Annotated in this window: 14 protein-coding genes and 1 pseudogene; 4 read left to right on the forward strand and 11 right to left on the reverse strand. The window is 61.8% G+C overall.

What is annotated here, in order from left to right:
• Positions 1-91: 91 nt before the first annotated feature.
• The 10 genes and pseudogenes from purH to KSS96_RS03995 form a co-directional block, all read right to left on the reverse strand.
• Positions 92-1699: a bifunctional phosphoribosylaminoimidazolecarboxamide formyltransferase/IMP cyclohydrolase gene (gene purH / locus KSS96_RS03950; protein WP_065879416.1), complete on the reverse strand. Its 1608-nt coding sequence runs from the start codon at positions 1697-1699 to the stop codon at positions 92-94.
• Positions 1700-1780: 81 nt separating this feature from the next.
• A complete protein-coding gene (gene fis / locus KSS96_RS03955; RefSeq protein WP_017527885.1) occupies positions 1781-2101 on the reverse strand; it encodes a DNA-binding transcriptional regulator Fis in 321 nt (106 codons plus the stop codon).
• The gene (dusB, locus tag KSS96_RS03960; protein WP_017527884.1) at positions 2098-3111 is read right to left on the reverse strand and encodes a tRNA dihydrouridine synthase DusB; all 1014 of its coding nucleotides are present in this window, start codon (positions 3109-3111) and stop codon (positions 2098-2100) included. Before dusB ends, fis begins: the two co-directional genes overlap by 4 nt.
• A gap of 185 nt (positions 3112-3296) precedes the next feature.
• Positions 3297-4544, reverse strand: a complete 1248-nt coding sequence (locus KSS96_RS03965) for a DUF3426 domain-containing protein (protein ID WP_017527883.1) — start codon at positions 4542-4544, stop codon at positions 3297-3299.
• Positions 4545-4574: 30 nt separating this feature from the next.
• Positions 4575-5453 carry a 50S ribosomal protein L11 methyltransferase gene (gene prmA / locus KSS96_RS03970; RefSeq protein WP_017527882.1) on the reverse strand — a complete coding sequence of 293 codons (879 nt, stop codon included), beginning with the start codon at positions 5451-5453 and terminating at the stop codon, positions 4575-4577.
• A 180-nt stretch (positions 5454-5633) separates the two neighbouring features.
• On the reverse strand, positions 5634-6995 hold the full coding sequence (accC, locus tag KSS96_RS03975) for an acetyl-CoA carboxylase biotin carboxylase subunit (RefSeq protein ID WP_017527881.1): 1362 nt from the start codon (positions 6993-6995) through the stop codon (positions 5634-5636).
• A 17-nt stretch (positions 6996-7012) separates the two neighbouring features.
• The gene (accB, locus tag KSS96_RS03980) at positions 7013-7474 is read right to left on the reverse strand and encodes an acetyl-CoA carboxylase biotin carboxyl carrier protein (protein ID WP_065879415.1); all 462 of its coding nucleotides are present in this window, start codon (positions 7472-7474) and stop codon (positions 7013-7015) included.
• Between the two features lie 24 nt (positions 7475-7498).
• Positions 7499-7954, reverse strand: a complete 456-nt coding sequence (gene aroQ, locus KSS96_RS03985) for a type II 3-dehydroquinate dehydratase (protein WP_003171482.1) — start codon at positions 7952-7954, stop codon at positions 7499-7501.
• A gap of 297 nt (positions 7955-8251) precedes the next feature.
• Positions 8252-8767, reverse strand: a pseudogene (locus KSS96_RS28220) (methyl-accepting chemotaxis protein); the annotation flags it as partial.
• 1499 nt (positions 8768-10266) lie between these two features.
• Complete coding sequence (locus KSS96_RS03995; protein ID WP_017527878.1) at positions 10267-11937, reverse strand: response regulator; 1671 nt, start codon at positions 11935-11937, stop codon at positions 10267-10269.
• Between the two features lie 391 nt (positions 11938-12328).
• Here KSS96_RS03995 and KSS96_RS04000 point away from each other — a divergent pair, with 391 nt between their 5' ends.
• The 4 genes from KSS96_RS04000 to speA all read left to right on the forward strand — a co-directional run bounded on the left by KSS96_RS04000 (position 12329) and on the right by speA (position 16451).
• On the forward strand, positions 12329-13306 hold the full coding sequence (locus KSS96_RS04000) for a DUF2333 family protein (protein ID WP_370671257.1): 978 nt from the start codon (positions 12329-12331) through the stop codon (positions 13304-13306).
• A 2-nt stretch (positions 13307-13308) separates the two neighbouring features.
• Positions 13309-13845 carry an NUDIX hydrolase gene (locus KSS96_RS04005; RefSeq protein WP_065879411.1) on the forward strand — a complete coding sequence of 179 codons (537 nt, stop codon included), beginning with the start codon at positions 13309-13311 and terminating at the stop codon, positions 13843-13845.
• Between the two features lie 178 nt (positions 13846-14023).
• Positions 14024-14395 (forward strand): translation initiation factor Sui1, encoded by a 372-nt coding sequence (locus tag KSS96_RS04010; protein WP_017527875.1) that lies wholly within the window; start codon positions 14024-14026, stop codon positions 14393-14395.
• A gap of 142 nt (positions 14396-14537) precedes the next feature.
• Positions 14538-16451 carry an arginine decarboxylase gene (gene speA / locus KSS96_RS04015; protein WP_017527874.1) on the forward strand — a complete coding sequence of 638 codons (1914 nt, stop codon included), beginning with the start codon at positions 14538-14540 and terminating at the stop codon, positions 16449-16451.
• Positions 16452-16580: 129 nt separating this feature from the next.
• On the opposite strand, the gene KSS96_RS04020 is transcribed toward speA, so the two are convergent.
• Complete coding sequence (locus tag KSS96_RS04020) at positions 16581-17924, reverse strand: MATE family efflux transporter (RefSeq protein ID WP_217855745.1); 1344 nt, start codon at positions 17922-17924, stop codon at positions 16581-16583.
• Positions 17925-17957 lie beyond the last annotated feature (33 nt).

Raw genomic sequence — 17957 nt, forward strand, 5'->3', positions numbered from 1 at the left:
ATTCTGTAGGCGCCAGAGGAGCGCTTTTAAATGTGGGAGGGGGCTTGCCCCCTCCCACACAAGCCCGCTCCTACATTTCAATCGGGTTGGATCAGTGGCGGAAGTGGCGCATGCCGGTGAAGACCATCGCTATGCCAGCTTCATCAGCGGCGGCGATAACTTCAGCATCGCGCATCGAACCGCCCGGTTGGATCACGGCGGTCACGCCCGCTTTCGCGGCGTTGTCCAGGCCGTCACGGAACGGGAAGAAAGCGTCGGACGCCATCACCGAGCCCACCACCTGCAAACCGGCGTGTTCAGCCTTGATCGCGGCGATACGCGCCGAGTTCACGCGGCTCATCTGGCCGGCGCCGACACCGATGGTCTGGCGGTTCTTGGCGTAGACGATGGCGTTGGATTTAACGTACTTGGCCACTTTCCAGGCGAAGATCAGGTCGTTGATCTCTTGCTCGGTGGGAGCACGCTGGGTTACCACTTTCAGGTCGGCGCTGCCGATCATGCCGATGTCGCGGCTCTGTACCAGCAAGCCGCCATTGACGCGCTTGTAGTCCCAGGCAGCGGCGCGGTCAGCCGACCATTCGCCGCAGGCCAGCAGGCGCACGTTGGCTTTCGCTGCAACGATGGCGCGCGCTTCTTCGCTGACGCTTGGCGCGATGATCACTTCAACGAACTGACGCTCGACGATGGCCTTGGCGGTCTCGGCGTCCAGCTCACGGTTGAAGGCAATGATGCCGCCGAAGGCCGACTCGGTGTCGGTGGCGTAGGCCAGTTCGTAGGCCTGGCGAATACCGCCTTCGGCGTCCGGGCTCACGGCCACGCCACACGGGTTGGCGTGCTTGACGATCACGCAGGCCGGCTTGACGAAGCTTTTCACGCATTCGAGCGCGGCATCGGTGTCGGCCACGTTGTTGTAGGACAGTTCTTTGCCTTGCAGTTGGGTCGCGGTGGCAATGCCGACTTCGGCCGGTTTTGCCTCCACGTAGAACGCCGCGCTCTGGTGCGGGTTCTCGCCGTAGCGCATTTCCTGGGCCTTGATGAACTGGCTGTTGAAGGTGCGCGGGAACTGGCTGCGGCCTTCTGTGCTCAGGGTGTCGGCGGCCTGGTTCACGGTGCCCATGTAGTTGGCGATCATGCCGTCGTAGGCCGCGGTGTGTTCGAACGCCTTGAGCATCAGGTCAAAACGCTGGGCGTAGGTCAGGCCGCCGGCTTTCAGGCTTTCGAGCACCTGGCTGTAGTCGCCGGCATTGACCACGATGGCCACGTCTTTGTGGTTCTTGGCTGCCGAGCGCACCATGGTCGGGCCGCCGATATCGATGTTTTCGATGGCGGTCGGCAGGTCGCAGCCGGGCTTGTTGATGGTGGCTTCGAAGGGGTAGAGGTTGACGGCCACCAGGTCGATCGGCTTGATGCCGTGCTCGTTCATGATGGCGTCGTCGATACCGCGACGGCCGAGGATGCCGCCGTGGATTTTCGGGTGCAGGGTCTTGACCCGACCGTCCATCATTTCCGCGAAACCGGTGTAGTCCGCGACTTCTACTGCGGCCACGCCGTTGTCCTGCAGCAGTTTGAAGGTCCCGCCCGTGGAGAGGATTTCCACGCCCAGGGCTTCCAGCTCCCGGGCAAATTCGAGGATGCCGGTCTTGTCGGAAACGCTGATCAAGGCGCGGCGGATCGGCAGGCGGGTAGTCTGGTCGGTCATTTCAATTTCCATCAAAAGCAAAGGAGTCAGCAAAAAAGGCGACCGGTTTTACGCGGGCGCCTTTCTGGTTTGATTGAATGCTTACAGCAAATCGTATTGCTTGAGCTTTTTGCGCAAGGTGCCACGGTTGAGGCCCAGCAGCTCACTGGCTTTGGTCTGGTTGCCCTTGACGTAGTTCATCACGCTTTCGAGCAAGGGCGCCTCGACTTCGGAGAGCACCAGGTTGTACACGTCCGTGACTGAAGCGCCCTCAAGGTGGGCGAAATAATTGTGCAGCGCCTTTTCAACGCTCCCGCGAAGGGTCTGGCCTTCTTCGCTCGGCGTGTTGAGGTGCTGTTTCAAATTGACGTTGTCGCTCACGGGTGTTGTTCCACTCACTAAAGTCTCGGTCATGATCGTCATGCGGCCACCCCCTCTCCGTCCCCTGCTCTCAGGCTCTTGTCTCGTTCGGCAAAAAACTCACGAACGGCGGTGACCTGTGCTTGCGTTTCATCCAAACGATTGAACCCGGCGCGAAACTCCCTGGCGCCCGGCAGGGTTGCGAGATACCAACCCACATGCTTGCGAGCAATGCGTACGCCCATCACATCCCCATAGAAAGTGTGAAGGGCAGCCAGATGCTCTAGCAGAATACGTTCCACCTCGACCAACTCCGGTGCCGGCAGGACTTCGCCGGTACGCAGAAAGTGTTCGATCTCACGAAAAATCCACGGGCGCCCCTGGGCGGCCCGGCCTATCAACAAACCATCGGCACCGGTTGCGTGCAGCACGCGCCGGGCTTTCTCGGCTGAGTCGATATCGCCATTGGCAAATACCGGCATCGACACCGCCTGCTTGATCGCGGCGATGGTGTCGTACTCGGCTTCACCGGTATAAAGGTCGGCGCGGGTGCGGCCATGCACCGCCAGCGCTGTAATGCCCGCCTGTTCGGCGATCTTCGCCACCGTCAGGCCATTCTTGTTGTCCCGGTCCCAGCCGGTACGAATCTTCAGGGTCACCGGCACATCCACGGCGGCGACAACGGCCTGCAGGATCTCGGCAACCAACTGCTCATCTTTCAACAGGGCGGAACCGGCAGCCTTGTTACAGACCTTCTTGGCCGGGCAGCCCATGTTGATATCGATGATCTGTGCGCCCAGCTCCACGTTGGCTCGGGCCGCATCCGCCAGCATCTGCGCGTCACCACCGGCGATCTGTACCGAGCGGGGCTCGGGATCACCTTCGTGGATCATGCGCATCCGCGATTTGCGGGTGTTCCACAAACTCATGTCACTGGTGACCATTTCCGAGACTACAAGACCCGCGCCCAAACGTTTGCAGAGCTGACGAAAGGGCTGGTCGGTGACGCCCGCCATCGGGGCGAGAATCAAGCCGTTCTGCAATGTATATGGGCCGATGCGTACCGCCGACATAGGACTTCCCTGTTGTGGGGCCGGATCATTAGAGTTCGAAAAAGGGTTGGCATGATACCCGCTCTCGATGACTGGATAAAGGCTGAATTGGATAAAATCTGAACAGTTAATTCTTTATCGCTACCGGTTTGGTTGCGCGGCGTGAAGTCAATATTCCACCGTCAAGCTTCGGTGCATCCGCCGATTCACTCTGGAGAATGGAAGCTCAAGCTGTAATTCACGGCTTTATTGCCTGGGTCGAGGATATCCAGGGAGATATGAATCGGGGTTTGCGATGGCATTTCGCTCACACCGGCCAGTTCGCCGCTCAGGTATTCGGCGGGTTTGAAGCGACGACTGGCGATCAGGTTGCCATTGAGGTCGGCAAACCGCAGCTCCAGCAGGGGGAAGGGCTGGGAGAATGTCGCGCGGTTGTAGATGATCGCATCCACCACCAGCGCGCCGGCGAACTCCGGATGGCTGCGCACCACCAGGTTGCTGCTCTTGATATGGGCGATATCAACCCGTGATGGCACCGTGCAGCCCAGTGTGGGGCACAGTTGCTGGAACCATGGGCGGTAGGCGTCCTGGCGGGCCAGGTCGTCGAATTGGTAAGCAATGTATTGGACGGCCAGGCCGGCGGCGGCGATCAGCACCAGCAGTATCCAGATCAGGCGACGGCCCCAGCCCTGCGGGCGTTTTTGCGCATACAGGTGCAGCGGGTCGTCTTCCAGGTCCTGAAGCAGCTCGTCGTGGATTCCGGCTTCGGGGCGCGGACGCTTGCGGCGGGGTTGCGGGCGCTCTTCGGGCTCCGGTTCCTGTGCCGCGGCTGTCAGGGGAGTGAACGGCGGGTCGCGCTCGTCATCGTCTGGGGTTGAGTGCAGCGGTGGTTCGTCGTCGATCTCGTCAGTGTGCGGCGACATGGACGGTTCGGTGCGCTGTTTTGTCGCAGGGCCTTTAATCGGCTCGGGCTCGTCTTCAGCGTGAGTGGCGCGTTCTTCAGGCGGTTCGCTGAACAGGCTGGCGGCCCATTTTTCTTCATCGGCCTTGACGGTTTCGCGAGTGGCGCTGAGGGCGTCGTCTTTTTGCCGACGCTCGGCGCCGGGCTGACGGCGTTCCGCGCCCACGGGCAGGGTGTGCTGAATCTCGCGGCGTTCCAGCTTGGCCAGTTCTTTATCCAGGTCCAGGTTGTCCAGGTCCAGCTCTTCGGCGGTCCACTGTTTCTGGCTGATTGCCCGCTGTGGCTCGGGCACCGCTTCGGGCGTTGGCTCGGCCGCGGTCGGCTGCCCCGGCGCCGGCGCATGGGCGCGCTGCTCGAGCAACTGGCGAGCGGCGTTGAACACTTGCAGGCACGAGCCGCAACGTACCACGCCACGGGCCACGCTCAACTGGGCGTGGTTGACGCGGAAACGGGCTTGGCAATGCGGGCACTGGGTGACGAAACTGTCGGTCATGCGGCCATCCGATTCAGGCAAGCGCTCATTCTAGCGCCGACGCCCGCTGATGCGTACCCAGCCGTCACGGTTGGCGATCGGGTCCAACTCGAAATCCTTGGCATACGCGGCGGCTACATCTTCGCCCTGTTCTGCGAGGATGCCCGACAACGCCAGGCGCCCGCCGGACTTGACCAGGCTCGACAGCTGCGGCGCCAGGGAAACCAGCGGCCCGGCGAGGATGTTCGCCACCAGCACATCGGCCTGCACCTGGGGCAGATCTTCAGGCAGGTAGAGTGGGAATTTGCCTTCAGGGATATTGTTGCGCCCGGCGTTATCGCGGGAGGCTTCCAGCGCCTGCACGTCGATATCGGTACCCACGGCCTCCTTGGCGCCCAACAGCAGGGCGGCAATCGCCAGGATCCCCGAGCCGCAGCCGAAGTCCAGCACGTGGCTGTCGGTCAGGTCCTGGCCGTCCAGCCATTCCAGGCACAGCGCGGTGGTGGGGTGGGTGCCGGTGCCGAAGGCCAGGCCCGGGTCCAGCAGCAGGTTGACCGCCTCGGGTTCCGGTGCGGCGTGCCAGCTTGGCACGATCCACAGGCGTTGGCCGAAACGCATCGGCTGGAAGTTGTCCATCCAGCTGCGTTCCCAGTCCTGGTCTTCGATCACTTCGCTGTGGTGCTCCGGCAACGGGCTGCCGGTAAGCAGCTCCATATGGGCCAGCACGGCGGCGGCATCGGTGCCGTCTTCGAACAGGGCCAGCAAGTGGGTGTGAGACCACAGTGGGGTCGTGTTCAGCTCGGGTTCGAAGATCGGCTGGTCTTCGGCGTCCATGAAAGTCACCGACACAGCGCCCACTTCGAGGAAAGCGTCTTCGTAGGTTTCGGCTTGTTCTGGGCTGATGGCGAGACGGACTTGCAGCCAAGGCATGGCGGGCACCTTTGAAAAAATGAGTGTGCGACCGCAGAGTCGCGAAAGCGCGCAAGTTTACGCGAGCTCACGGCAGAAGACGACTGTACTGACTGAACACATTTGCAGGGTGTACATCTTCAAGATCGAGCGCGCAGAAACAACAAAACCGCCCGAAGGCGGTTTTGTTGGGTGGAGCACTTACTGGTTGGCCAGTTTGTGTTCCAGGTAGTGAATGTTCACACCACCTTCGCAGAAGCCTTCATCGCGGACCAGGTCCCGGTGCAGCGGGACGTTGGTCTTGATGCCGTCGACCACGATTTCGTCCAGGGCGTTACGCATGCGGGCCATGGCCTCGTCGCGGGTGGCGCCCCAGGTGATCAGCTTGCCGATCAACGAGTCGTAGTTGGACGGAACCTTGTAGCCGCTGTACAGGTGCGAATCCACACGTACGCCGTTGCCGCCGGGCGCGTGGAAATGCTTGACCAGGCCTGGGCTCGGCATAAAGGTTTTCGGGTCTTCGGCGTTGATCCGGCATTCCAGGGAGTGGCCGTGAATCTTCACGTCAGCCTGGGTGAAGGACAGCACGTTACCGGCGGCGATGCTCAGCATCTCCTTGACGATGTCGATACCGGTGACCATCTCCGACACCGGGTGCTCTACCTGCACGCGAGTGTTCATCTCGATGAAGTAGAAACGACCGTTCTCGTAGAGGAACTCGAAGGTGCCGGCGCCACGGTAGTTGATGTCGATGCACGCCTTGACGCAGCGAGCCAGCACTTCCTGGCGGGCTTTCTCGTCCAGGCCCGGTGCCGGCGCTTCTTCCAACACCTTCTGGTGACGGCGTTGCAGCGAGCAATCACGGTCGCCCAGGTGGATGGCATGGCCCTGGCCGTCGGACAGTACCTGGACTTCCACGTGACGTGGGTTGGTCAGGTACTTTTCCAGGTAGACCATCGGGTTGCCGAACCAGGCGCCGGCTTCCGCACGGGTCTGCTTGGCGGCTTCGATCAGGTCTTCTTCCTTGTGCACCACACGCATGCCGCGACCACCACCGCCACCGGCGGCCTTGATGATCACCGGGTAACCGACTTCGCGACCAATGCGCAGGGCGGTTTCCTCGTCTTCAGGCAGTGGGCCGTCGGAGCCTGGAACGGTTGGCACGCCGGCTGCGATCATGGCGTCCTTGGCCGAGACCTTGTCGCCCATCAGGCGAATGGTTTCGGCTTTAGGGCCGATGAACGCGAACCCGGATTTTTCCACCTGTTCGGCGAAATCGGCGTTTTCCGCGAGGAAGCCGTAGCCAGGGTGGATGCCATCAGCGCCGGTCACTTCTGCCGCGGCGATGATGTTCGGGATGTTCAGGTACGAGTTCGAGGCCAGTGGCGGGCCGATGCAGAGGCTTTCGTCCGCCAGTTTCACGTGCATCAATTCGGTATCGGCCGTCGAGTAAACAGCGACGGTCTTGATGCCCTCTTCCTTACAGGCGCGCAGGATCCGCAGCGCGATCTCGCCGCGGTTGGCGATCAGGACTTTTTGCAGTTTCTTCGCAGGTTTCAACATCGAAGGCGCTCCGCGGTTCAAACGATGGTGAACAGCGGCTGGTCGTACTCAACCGGCTGACCGTTTTCTACCAGGATGGATTCGATGACGCCGGCTTTTTCGGCCGTGATGTGGTTCATCATCTTCATCGCTTCAACGATGCAGAGGGTGTCGCCCACTTTCACGGTTTTGCCGACTTCAACGAAGGCTGGCGAGCCCGGCGCGGGGGTGCGGTAGAAGGTACCGACCATTGGCGACTTGGCCACGAAACCGTTCAGCACAGGCGCGGCTGGGGCGGCAGGTGCAGCGGCGGCAGGCGCGGCAGCCGGAGCAGCAGCGGCGGGAGCCGGTGCTTGCATCTGCGGTGCGTAGAACTGTTGGGCCGGGGTTTTGCTGTGGCGGCTGATCCGTACGGACTCTTCGCCTTCCTTGATTTCCAGCTCGTCGATACCGGATTCTTCCAGCAGTTCGATCAATTTCTTAACTTTACGGATATCCATGAATCATCAACTCCCAAGGGTCGGTCAGGGGCGTTTAGCCTGTTCTTCAAGCTGTTCCAGGGCGGCCTCCAGGGCCAGTCGGTAACCGCTGGCGCCAAGGCCGCAGATCACTCCTACTGCTACGTCGGAGAAGTAAGAGTGATGGCGGAAAGGTTCGCGTTTGTGCACGTTCGATAAATGCACTTCGATGAATGGGATGCTCACCGCCAGCAGCGCGTCACGTAATGCAACGCTTGTATGCGTAAAAGCGGCGGGATTGATCAGGATAAAGTCCACGCCTTCGCCGCGCGCGGCATGGATGCGATCAATCAATTCATACTCGGCATTGCTTTGCAGGTAGAGCAGATGGTGGCCGGCTTCACGGGCCCGTCGTTCCAGATCGAGGTTGATCTGATCCAGGGTCACTGCCCCGTAGACGCCCGGTTCACGGGTGCCGAGCAGGTTCAGGTTGGGTCCGTGAAGAACCAGTAAGGTCGCCATCGGCTGTTCCTTGTTATTGAGGGGAGTACGGCAGAACCCGGCGACTATGCCGCAAAGCCTTTGTGACTGTCCAGTTCTATGCAGTAGGCCGCACGATTAGCGAGGATTGCGAAAAATATGTGACCCAGTTCTCCAGTCTGGTCATTGCCAACACGGTTTTGAACCCACAGGAGATCAAATGTGGGAGGGGGCTTGCCCCCGATTGCAGTGTGTCAGTCTCACTATCTGTAACTGATCCACCGCTATCGAGAGCAAGCCCCCTCCCACATGTTGAACTGTATTTGGCATGAGGTCGGTTCAAACGCGGAAGGCCTGCACCGCCGTATTGAGCTGCCCACCCAGCGCCAACAGGTGTTCGCCCTGGCGGCGGCCCTGGCCGATACGCAGCAAATTATCCTCACCCAACTGGTGAATTCTTTCGCTGTTGTCGCGAATTTCGCTCACGGCGCCGCTCTGCTGCGCGGTCACATCGGCAATGCGTACCGCCGTGTCGGAAATTGTCTGGATCGCCCCGACGATTTCATCCAGCGCGCCGTCGGCCGCCTGGGCCTGCTGGGCGGTGGCTTCGGCATGTTCGACCTGCGCGCGCATGCCTTCCACCGACTGGTGGGCGGCGGTTTGCAGGCCGCTGATCAAACCCTGGATTTCAGCGGTGGCGCCCGCCGTGCGTTGGGCCAGTGTGCGCACTTCATCGGCGACTACCGCAAACCCACGGCCTGCTTCCCCGGCGCGGGCGGCCTCGATCGCGGCATTGAGTGCCAGCAGGTTGGTCTGGTCGGCAATCGAGCGAATCACGGTGAGCACGCCGCCGATGGTGGCGGACTCGGCGGCGAGTTTTTCGATCATCTGCGCGTTTTGCTGCACTTCTCCCACCAGCGCGTGCAGGCCGGTGAGGCTCAGGCCTATCACCCGTTGGCCTTGCTCCACGGCCTGGCCCGCACTGCGGCTGGCGCCGGCGGCCTGGCTGGCATCGCCGGCCACTTGCTGGATGGTGGCCTCCAGTTCGCCCAGCGAGTCACGAATCTGCGCGGTGTCCCCGGCCTGGCGCTCGGCGCCGTCGTGCAAGCCGCTGCTCAGTTCGGCGAGGGCGCGACTGCTGCCGGCCACTTCCTGGGCATTGCCGCGAATAGTGCCCACCAGGTCCGCCAGGTAGGCGCGCAAGCGGTTCAGTGAGGCTTCGATATCGTGCAGTTCGCGGTTGGTCTTGCCCAGGGCGATCGGCTGGCTGAAGTCGCCTTCGCCCCAGGTCGACAGGGCCGGCGCCAGGTTGGTCAGCACGCGCGCCAGGCGCCGTTGCAAGGTGTCGATCAGCAGCGCAATCAGCAGGATCAAGCCGATCATCACGCCCTGCATCACGCGCACTTCGCCCTGGATAATGGCGTGTTGTGCGCGCACCACCGGCTCAAGACCGGCGATGGCCTGTTGCACCGCGCTGATTTTCAGATGGGTGGCGGCGGCCAGGTCGGCGCGTTTCTGGATCTGCTCGCGGGTGCGCTGGAGTTCGGCGGGGTAGCGGGTCAGCAAGCTGTTGAGTTCGCGCTTGAGGTCGACGCCGGTGTCCTGGGCTTCGGTTTTTTCGCTGTTTTGCAGGCCCATCAGGGCGGAAAAATCGTCGGTGTTGGATTCGGTACTGGTTTTGACGCCGAGCAAGGGCAGTTGCTCCAGCAGGTCAGCCTGGCTGCGGATACTGCCGACTTCGCGCTCCACGTCAGCGGCCAGTTCCGCGCGTCCGCTGCTCACCAGTTTGTCGCGCGCCAGGGACAGTTTGCCCAGATGCTGGGATGCGGCCAGCAGCGGCGGCAGATAACGCGCTGCTTCGGGGGCGTTCACGCCCATGGCGTACTGGCCCAATTGCTCCAGGTTCGCGCCCAGTTCGCGTTCGGCTTGCAGCAACAGGGCTTGCGGGTCGCCGGCCAACTTGCCGGCGGCGAGCAGGTCGGTTTTGCTGAAGGCGTCCAGCTCTACCAGGCTGGGGCGCAGATTTTGCGCCAGCTCGGCGGGCAATTCATTCAGGTCCCGCAGCAGGTTTTCCAGGCTCTGGCTGGCGCTGCTCAAGCGCAGGGCGTCGCCGCTGGCCAGGTAGTCGTCGATATTGCGCGCGGCCTGGTTCTGAAAGCTCTGCGACAGCCCCAGGTAGCGTTCCATCAATAGATACGGGCGTTCCAGCGCGCGTTGCGACCACCACAGCGTCGCCCCGAGTGCCAGGCACACGGCCACCAGAAGAAGGGTATTGAGATTGGTCAGCAGCTTCAGGCGCATGCGGGGTTTCAACCGACAGCAAAAGGTAAGTGCCTGAAGTTATTGCATTTACATTACAAGGTTATGACGGAATCAGTGGATTCCGGTGAAAAGGTGGCACTTTGCTTTGATGTGCGCGCGGCCTGTACACGATTGCGTCCTGCGCCCTTGGCGCGGTACAGCGCTTCGTCCGCCTGAGCGGCCATCATCAAGCTGTCGGAGTCATCGCACAGCTCCACCAGCCCGGCGCTGAAGGTGCACCATAAGTCCTGGGGCTGGGCCGGATAATGGATTTCGGCAAAGCGCCCACGGATCTCGTCCAGCACTTTGCAGGCCGACTCCAGGTCGGTGTCGGGCATCACAATGGCAAATTCTTCACCGCCGTAGCGCCCGATATAGTCGGTCTTGCGCAACCGCTGCTTGAGAAACAGCGCCAGGCTCTTGATCACGCGGTCGCCCATGGGGTGGCCATGGCTGTCATTGACGCGCTTGAAGTGGTCGATATCGAGCATGGCAAAGCTCAGCGGCTTGTTCTCGCGGCGTGCGCGGAAGCTGCAGTCTTCGAGCAGTTGCAGGATATGGGTGTGGTTGTACAGGCCGGTCAGGCTGTCGCGCACCATCCGCGCCTTGAGGTGGCGTGCGCGGGCCGCGCGGTTACGCACGGTGGTGATCAGGTGGCGTGGCTTGATCGGCTTGGTGAGGAAGTCGTCGCCGCCTTCACTCATGGCATCCAGCTGTTTATCCAGGTCATCTTCGGCCGACAGGTAGATGATCGGCACGCTCACATAGCGGTCGTTGTGGCGGATCACCTTGGCCAGCTCGGTACCGGTGCACGCGGGCATATACATGTCGAGGATGATCAGGTCGGGCTGGAAATCCGCCAGCTCGGCCATGGCCTGGATCGGCTCGATCAGGGTGCGGGTGACGATGCCGGCGCTGTTGAGCAGACGCTCGGTGTGCAGCGCCTGGGCCCGTGAGTCGTCGATGATTAGCACTTTGTAGGGTTCGTACTGAGCGACGCAGGTCAGCACTTCGATCTTTTCCAGCAGGCTGGAGGCTTCCAGGGTGCCGGTGAGGAACTCCTGGCCACCGGCGCGCACGGCCGCCAGTCGGGTTGGGGTGTCGGTTTCGTGCAGGCTGAAAAACAGCAGCGGCAGCTTGTGCTCCAGGCCTTCCTGGGCTTCGGCGGCGAGCTTGAGGCCCAGGCCTGCGCCGCAGAAATCCACGTCCATCACAATCGCCGACGGCAAGCGCTCGGCCATCGATGCACGAAATGCCGCCACGCTGTCCAGCGACTGCGCGCTCAGGCCAAAAAATTCCAGCTGCTTGGCCAGGCGCTCGGCGCGGTCGTGATCGGCCAGCATCACGTAGATCGGCTTGCGCATCGGCGGCAGGAGCGTCTGTTCCAACTGGTCGCCTTGACGCAGGCCGGTGCGGGACAGGCGCTGCATCAGGCGGTTGAGTTCGGTGATCAGTTGGCTGCTCAGGCGCCCGCGGTTTTCGTCCACGGCCTTCAGCGACTCGCCAATATGGCGCGCCAGCTGGCCGTGCTCCGGTTGTTCAAAGCGCTCGGCAAAGCGCAGCAGGCGCAGGTTGGCTTCGCTGAGTTCGCTGAAGTCGGCGTTCGACCATTCGCTGCGTTGCAGGCGCTGCCAGATCTCAAGAATTTGACGTGCCTGATGAATTACCCGCTGGGCAAAGTGCTGCTTGAGACGCTCACGGCTGGGGTCTTCTGACTCGGTCATATCCTGACTGCTAGTAAGGGTGCATGCTGAGATCGAAAATGATGGCTCTATGCTAGCACCTCTTTCGAATCGCATCAGTGTCATACATCAATTAACTGCGCATATCCCGACATTCAGTTGATGACCGGCCGGTCGCGCAGCGTAAAAAGCGTGCATCCTTTATAGTCCAACTCCCCAGGCGCGCCAGTTTGACGAAAAGCCCCGCATTGGCTGGCACGATGGGGTAGGGTTGCTGTCGGAGTGTGTGAACGCACGCCGCCTTTTAAAGTGCATGAACTCAAGTGATTGAAAGGATATCGCCATGCTGGACTGGAAAAACCGTGCAGGCAGTGCCAAAGGCCCCGCCCCTGAGCCCAAGTCGGCCAACCGCAGCTATTTTCGTACTCTGCTGATGAGCCGAGCGGTGCTCAGCGTGCTCGGCCTGTACCTGTTGGTCACCGGCGCCCTGGGCTGGTACTGGAGCGAAGAGCCGGCGCTGTTCCCGGTCCAGCAAAACGCCCAGCTTGCCGCCGAGAAGGAAGGCAAGCAGATGGTGGTGGGCTACACCACCGTTGAAACCCTCAAGACCGTGGTCGGCACCTTGCTGAACAAGCCCGGCGGCTATATTTCCAACGACCGTTTCCCGCCAGGCCTGTGGATGGACAACATGCCCAGCTGGGAATACGGCGTGCTGGTGCAGGTGCGTGACCTGACCCGCGCCCTGCGCAAGGACTTTGCCCGCTCCCAGTCGCAATCGGCTGAAGACGCCGACCTGGCCAAGGCCGAGCCGCGTTTCAACTTTGACAACAAGAGTTGGGTGCTGCCGTCCAGCGAGTCCGAATACCAGGAAGGCATCAACTCCCTGAACCGTTATGAAGCGCGCCTGTCCGACCCGAACCAGCGCGGCGCGCTGTTTTATGCGCGTGCCGACAACCTGAACAACTGGCTGGGCGATGTCGCCACCCGTCTGGGCTCATTGTCGCAACGCCTGTCGGCCAGCGTCGGTCGGGTCAAGTTGAACACCGCACTGAAAACCGAAGCCCTGGCGCCGGGTGAAGTGCCGCAGGTCGATGAAGAAGTGGTGGAGACGCCATGGATGCAGATCGACAACGTGTTCTACGAAGCCCGTGGCCAGGCGTGGGCGTTGTCTCACCTGCTGCGCGCCATCGAAGTCGACTTTGCCGACGTACTCGCCAAGAAAAACGCCACCGTCAGCGTGCGCCAGATCATTCGTGAACTGGAGGCCTCGCAGGAACCGGTGTGGAGCCCCATGATTCTGAATGGCAGCGGCTTCGGTGTGCTGGCGAACCACTCGCTGGTGATGGCCAACTACATTTCCAGGGCCAACGCTGCAGTGATCGATTTGCGTCAGCTCCTCAACCAGGGTTGATGATGGACGCCGCTCAGAAGGAGGCCGCCCACCGCGCGGCCTCCGATGCCGAACTGATCTGCTGGGTCGACGAGCAGGACAACCTGCTCGGTCACCTTGTCCGGTCTGACCTTCGCCAGCGCGGCCTGATCGGCCGCTGCACCTTTATCTTCCTGTTCAACACCCGAGGTGAGCTGTGTGTGCATCGGCGCACCTTGAGCAAGGCGCTGTACCCAGGTTTCTGGGACACGGCGGCCGGTGGCATGGTGGCGGCGGGGGAGAGTTATGCCCAGTCGGCGCAGCGGGAATTGGCTGAAGAACTCGGCGTGAGCGGGGTGGAGCTGGTCGAGCACGACCACTTTTATTTTGAGGATGGCGATAGCCGCCTGTGGTGCATGTCCTACTCCGCCGTGTGGGATGGCCCCCTGCACTTGCAGCCTGAAGAAGTCATGGAGGCGCGCTTTTTACCCATCGAAACGGTGCTGCAAGAGGCTGCGCAAAAGCCTTACTGCCCGGATGCTCAAGAGGGCTTGCGGCGCTATCTGGCCTTGCGTCGCTAAACTTGCATGAATTGGCGCCATTTGGCTCTTAGCAACTTCGCTTTTTGCCGTTACACTGCGCGACTTTTCACCCGAGCCGCCTTGGCGACTCGGTAGCGCTGCCCCTGCCTGAGTGGGGCTTCGCGGTCGGTGACGCTTGGCGCGCCGATCAGTCTTCATCCTCCCAAGAGGATTGCCGGTGGCCAAAAAAGCCGCATCCTTCGCCGCCCTTGGTGGCCTGGTATTTTCCACCGATGCAGGTCGACACTGCCCGGACTGTCGTCAGCCCGTGGGTTCGTGCACCTGCAAACAGACCCTGATCCCTGAAGGCGACGGTATTGCCCGCGTGCGACGCGAGAGCAAGGGCCGTGGCGGCAAGACGGTGACCACCATCACCGGCGTGCCGCTGGCTGAAGAGGCGCTGAAGGAACTGGCCACCGCGCTGAAAAAGCGTTGCGGCACCGGTGGCGCGTTGAAAGACGGGGTCATCGAGATCCAGGGCGATCACGTCGAACTGCTGTTGGCCGAGCTGATCAAGCTGGGTTACAAGGCCAAGAAGTCCGGCGGCTGACAGCCGCTTCCCAACCTGTGTCTAAACTCTGTCCTGCGAGTGGGGTCTGACCTTCTTACAGGCAAATCGTCATTTTCATTCTTTAGACTGCGCCAGCCTCCACGAGGGGTGGCGCCTTCGCCTTCATTTATAGGGGACTTCGATGTCCGTACGACGCACACGCAAAGACGATGGCAGCCAATGGACAGTTGCGGACAGCCGCAGTGTTTACGGGATTCGCCATTGGGGGGCCGGATATTTCGCGATCAATGACGCCGGTCGCGTTGAAGTCCGTCCGAACGGCCCGAACAGCACGCCCGTCGACCTGTACGAGCAAGTCGACCAGTTGCGCAAAAGCGGCCTGTCGTTGCCATTGCTGGTGCGCTTTCCCGATATCCTGCAAGACCGCGTGCGCCAACTGACCGGCGCCTTCGATGCCAACATCGAGCGCCTGGAATACCAGAGCAAGTACACCGCGCTGTACCCGATCAAGGTGAACCAGCAGGAAGCGGTGATCGAAAACATCATCGCCACCCAGAACGTGTCCATCGGCCTGGAAGCCGGTTCCAAGCCCGAGTTGCTGGCCGTGCTGGCCCTGGCGCCGAAGGGCGGCACCATCGTCTGCAACGGTTACAAGGACCGTGAGTTCATCCGCCTCGCGCTGATGGGCCAGAAGCTTGGCCACAACGTATTCATCGTGATCGAAAAAGAATCCGAAGTCGGCCTGGTGATCGAAGAGGCCGCCAGCCTCAAGGTCAAGCCGCAGGTCGGCCTGCGTGTGCGCTTGTCGTCGCTGGCGTCGAGCAAGTGGGCGGACACCGGTGGCGAGAAGTCCAAGTTCGGCCTGTCGGCGGCGCAATTGCTGTCGGTGGTCGAGCGTTTCCGCGCGGCCGGCCTGGACCAGGGCATCCGCCTGTTGCACTTCCACATGGGCTCGCAGATCGCCAACCTGGCCGACTACCAGCACGGCTTCAAGGAAGCCATTCGTTACTACGGCGAACTGCGCAACCTCGGCCTGCCGGTGGATCACATCGACGTCGGCGGTGGCCTGGGCGTGGATTACGACGGCACCCACTCGCGCAATGCCAGCTCGATCAACTACGACATGGACGACTACGCCGGTGTGGTCGTGGGCATGCTCAAGGAATTCTGCGACGCGCAGAGCCTGCCGCACCCGCACATTTTCTCCGAAAGCGGCCGCTCCCTGACCGCGCACCACGCCATGCTGGTGGTGCAGGTCACCGACGTGGAGAAACACAACGACGAAATCCCAAAGATCGAGAACAAGGAAAGCCTGCCGGAAACCGTGCAATGGCTGGTGGACCTGCTCGGCCCCACCGATATCGAGATGGTCACCGAAACCTACTGGCGCGCTACCCACTACATGAGCGACGTGGCCACCCAGTACGCCGACGGCAAGCTGACCCTGGCCGAGAAAGCCCTGGCCGAGCAATGCTACTTCGCCGTGTGCCGCCGCCTGCACAACTCGCTCAAGGCTCGCCAGCGCTCGCACCGCCAAGTGCTGGACGAACTCAACGACAAGCTGGCCGACAAGTACATCTGTAACTTCTCGGTGTTCCAGAGCCTGCCGGACACCTGGGCGATCGGCCAGGTGCTGCCGATCCTGCCGCTGCATCGCCTCGACGAAGAACCACTGCGCCGTGCCGTGCTGCAAGACCTGACCTGCGACTCCGACGGCAAGATCAAGCAATACGTCGACGAGCAGAGCATCGAGACCAGCCTGCCGGTACATGCCTTGAACGAAGGCGAGGACTACCTGCTGGGCATCTTCCTGGTGGGTGCCTACCAGGAGATTCTGGGCGACATGCATAACCTGTTCGGTGACACCGACTCGGTGAACATCTACCAGCGTGAAGACGGTTCGGTGTACAGCGCCGGGATCGAGACCCACGACACCATCGAAGACATGCTGCGCTACGTGCACTTGTCGCCGGAGGAATTGATGACGCATTACCGTGACAAGTGTGCGAGTGCGAAGATCTCGGCGTCTGAGCGCACCCAGTTCCTGGATGCGCTGCGTCTTGGCTTGACCCGCTCCTCCTACCTGTCCTCGTAACATCAACTGATACAGATTTAAAAATGTGGGAGGGGGCTTGCTCCCGATAACGGTATATCAGCAACACTTTAGTTGCCTGACACTCTGCTATCGGGAGCAAGCCCCCTCCCACATTTGGATTGCATTTCTTCAGTTAGCTCCCAGCCAAAGCCCTTGGCGATTCAGCCGCCAGGCAATCGCCCACAGCGTCAAACTGCGCACCGCCATGAACAGCAGGAAAGTTATCCACAGTCCGTGGTTGCCCAGCCCCTGCAACGCCCAGGCAATCGGCAGCACCAACAACACCGTCAGCACCATCCCATTGCGCATTTCGCGCGCGCGCGTTGCGCCGATAAACAAGCCATCGAGCAAATAACTCCACACCGCAATCAACGGCAGTACCGCCAGGTAAGGCAGGTAGAGGTCAGCCGTTTCGCGCACGCTGGGGATATCGGTTTGCATGGCGATAAACACGTGCCCGGCCAAGGTGAACAACAGCGTAAAGCCAACGCTGGCGATCAGCGACCAACCGCCGGCCACTACCAGCGAGCGGCGCAGGGCTTGGCGGTCTCGGGCGCCGATGGCGTGCCCGCACAGGGCTTCGACGGCGTGAGCCAGGCCGTCCAGGGCATGCGCGGTCAGCAACAGCCCATTGAGCAGCAAGGCATTGGCGGCCACCGTGGCATCCCCCAGGCGTGCGCCTTGTACGGTGATCATAAAGAACACCGACTGCAGCGCCAGGCTGCGGATAAAGATGTCGCGGTTTACCGCCAGCAGTGGGCGCCAGCTGTGCCACCGCTTCAACGCGGCCCAGGCGATATGGCCGGGGTAGGCGCGCAGGGCTTTTTGCGTGAGCGCCAGGCCGAGCAGGGCGCCGGTCCATTCGGCGATCACCGAGGCGCGGGCGGAGCCGACCACGCCCCAGTCCAGGCCGAGGACAAACCACAGGTTCAGCGCAATATTCACCAGGTTGGTGGTCAGCAGGATCGCCAGCGGTGCGCGGGCGTTCTGCGTGCCGAGGAACCAGCCGACCAAGGCATAGCTGGCCAGCGCGGCGGGCAGGCCGAACAGACGCGTGTGGAAGAAGTCGCGGGTCAGTTGGTTCAATTCGGGCGAGGGCTGCATCCATTCCAGGGCCAGGTGGCTCAGCGGAATGCCCACGGTGCCGAGCAGCATCGCCAGGCCCAGCGCCAGCAGCAAACCTTGCAACAGGATCTGCCGCAGTGCCGCGCCATCATTGCGCCCGGCGGCCTGGGCGGCGAACCCGGTAGAGCCCATGCGCAAAAAGCCCATGGCCCAGGCAAGGAAGGTATACAGGCTGGCCCCGACGGCCACCGCGCCCAGTTGATGGGCGTGGGGCAAGTGGCCGATGACCATGCTGTCCACCAGCGCCACCAGCGGCACGGAGATATTCGACAGAATCATCGGCGCGGCCAAAGCCCATACACGGTGATGCGTAGGGCGGTCGCGCCAGTCAGTCAGTAAGGTGGGCATGCGGGCTCCTTGGGGGAGCGGCATTGTACCCGG

The organism is Pseudomonas asgharzadehiana (assembly GCF_019139815.1).
GTDB lineage: Bacteria > Pseudomonadota > Gammaproteobacteria > Pseudomonadales > Pseudomonadaceae > Aquipseudomonas > Aquipseudomonas asgharzadehiana.